The organism is Hymenobacter agri (assembly GCF_054778495.1).
Genome location: NZ_BAAGZM010000893.1, coordinates 1 through 1,295 on the forward strand (window position 1 = coordinate 1; position 1,295 = coordinate 1,295).

The window sequence follows — 1,295 nt, forward strand, 5'->3', positions numbered from 1 at the left end:
GCGCCTGGCCCGCCTGCACCACGAGCTTGGCCTGGCCCCTGAGGCGCTCGACATCATTTTGGCCATGCGCCAGCGGCTGGTGCGCCTGCAAGCCACCTTGGCCCGCGAAACCGCGCGGGCGCGGCAGCTGGAGGCGTTTCTGCTGGCGAGTGGGCCCATCGTAGATTTTTAGGACTATTGTGTGAATAAATTGCGCGCCCCAGATGCGAACACTTCGGATGTACCTGTGGCGCGTAACTTATTCATCGTCTTTGCTTTCGATATTTTTCGCCAATAATCCAGTAAGTAATCATGCCCCAGCCATTAAGCGCTGAAACCAACCATTTCTTTCGCGTATAACGCCCGTCAAATTCACCGGTATATATCCGATAAAGGGTAAATAGCCAGCAGATAACAAGGAGAGATGTGAAAGTTATTACAATAACCTTTTCCATTGTGCTTTAATTGGAATATTTACCAGTAATATAGTGAAACGGCAGCACAGGATATACCAAAGGTGATAGCACACTGAGGAGGGTCAATTGCACAGGCTCCTCTACACCACCAATGGCTATCGCATACTCCATCAACTATATTCATGCATTGCATGAACCCAATGCTTCTTGCAGAAGTACCCTGTATCTGGGAAGTCAATTGCCCACCGGTCACAACAGATTTTGACAACATCTCACCTGATGTGAGAGATAAAATTAAGTCTCCTGAATTATTAATGTCAATATTGGTTGATGTTACACCAAACTCAATAGGATTTGGATTTTCGGTATTAAAAAAGCTGACCATAAACCGCTGATAGCCATCATTGCTAATGATTGGAATAGTAACTGCTTTAATACGTGGGTCATTCGAATGATATAACAAAGCATGTGCTAAATCTAGGTTTCCAAATGCTTCTGTATTATAAGAGTTGTAATCAGGGCTTTGAGTAACTTTATTGAGATAAACAGCACTACTTGTCAATTGCACTGTGCTTTCAACTTTTATCTCATTCGCATTCTGTGTATGTACATAAGCCAGAGGCATTGAAGGTTGGAGAACAGGTTTGTCATTGCAAGCTTGGAATATGGCCAAGCATGTACTGGCTAATAATGTTATGAAAACGTTTTTTTCATTGTGACAATTATTAAGTGGTTGAAGTCAAATATATTAAAATTATGCAGCATACACAAACCGCCATTATTGGCAACGCGATTTCTAAACAACTTCCTTGACTCAAGATTTATTGGGCGGTGGTCTAAGTGAGGATGAACACGTATAAGGTTGATGGTAACAACTCAGCATACGTGCGCCAAATGCGG

The 1,295-nt window shown here is 43.2% G+C and carries 1 protein-coding gene; it reads right to left on the reverse strand.

The features are described from left to right. Nucleotides 1–453: 453 nt before the first annotated feature. Nucleotides 454–1,020 carry a hypothetical protein gene (locus ACYVDE_RS23150; RefSeq protein ID WP_460503890.1) on the reverse strand — a complete coding sequence of 189 codons (567 nt, stop codon included), beginning with the start codon at nucleotides 1,018–1,020 and terminating at the stop codon, nucleotides 454–456. Nucleotides 1,021–1,295 lie beyond the last annotated feature (275 nt).

What these genes read in the sequence shown, in the direction of transcription:
- ACYVDE_RS23150 (WP_460503890.1), bottom strand. Translation starts at nt 1,020, where the DNA reads ATGCCTCTGGCTTATGTACATACACAGAATGCGAATGAGATAAAAGTT.